Source organism: Microbacterium sp. Bi128 (assembly GCF_918698205.1).
Genome location: NZ_CAKKMM010001498.1, coordinates 1 through 1202, shown reverse-complemented (window position 1 = coordinate 1202; position 1202 = coordinate 1). Strand labels below are relative to the sequence as shown.

Annotated in this window: 1 protein-coding gene; it reads left to right on the top strand. The window is 63.1% G+C overall.

Features of this window, described 5'->3' with window-relative positions; translation table 11 throughout:
- On the top strand, positions 1 to 716 hold a 716-nt coding region (locus LQV45_RS34000; RefSeq protein ID WP_230012256.1), incomplete at its 5' end, for a hypothetical protein.
- Positions 717 to 1202 lie beyond the last annotated feature (486 nt).

The window sequence follows — 1202 nt, the reverse complement described above, 5'->3', positions numbered from 1 at the left end:
CCCAGCAACTCGCCGACACCTTCATCAAGGTCAGCCCGCGCGAGTTCGGGCAGCGGCAAAGCATTGACAACACCACAACCAGCATCGTCGACGACCATACCCAGCCCGGCAGCGTCCTCACCGCACACCCCATGCGTGCCATCGAGGCCGGGAGGCGCACCGATATCGACGTCATCTTCAGCAGCACCACACGCGAAGTCGACTGGTACGTCATCAACGACCCCGGGTTCGATCCCGGCAGCGTCGACAACATCGTCGACGTGTTCGCGTCGAAAGGCCGCATCCCACGCAGTCGCGCCCGTGCCATCGTCGCTGAATACGACACCGACGGACGCACCCCGGCTCAGGTGCGCGGGGCGCTGTACACCGACTACTCCTTCACCCTGCCAGCCAACCGGGCCGCACTGGCACACGCAGCAGCCGGCGGCACCGCATACCGACTCAGCATCGGCTCGGCCGAAGGCGCCCACGCGGTGCACGGCACCGAGATGTACGGCATCGTCGGACAACAACGTCCAGACCAAAGCGAAGAGCAAGCCACCCGCGACACCCTCGTCCGCGACACCCTCCTCGCCCTCGCCGAAGGCAACACCGACTCACTATGGGACGCCGTCACCACTCAACCCACCACACACGGTATCGGCGCTCAACCGACCGATCCAACCACCCATGCTCTGAAGGTGCTGCGCATCTTCGAGGGGATCGAACGGACGTAAGCACCACCTTCGGGTAGGCGCCACGACATTCAAGGCGACCAACTCGTGACGGTACCCGGCGACGTGGTCAAGGCTGCCTTAAAGCCACATTGTCTAACGATTACCACACCAATCGATCACAGAACATCGCCACAGAGCGATCAACTCCACACCTCAAACGGCCGCCCAGTTCCACATAGCGTTCCAGGTGGGACGGTGAGAACCGCCATTTCAAGGTGCGATTTGACCGCCATCCGAAGCTAACAGTCACATCGCCAGTGACTCCCCGGTATCTGTCGACGGGGACGTAAAGACCCCACAGCGAGGTCCGTGATCGACTCTGAGGGATTCAACGAGGCCTGGCCAGCGGAAACATCACAGCGGCGGGCCGACAGGTGGGAAAGGGCCGCGGCGCCGCCCGCAAAACTGTCCCGGGTAGCTCAATGGCTACAGCTGCCCCCATGAGCGCCCACATCATCGGCTACGCCCGCATGTCTACCAAGGAGC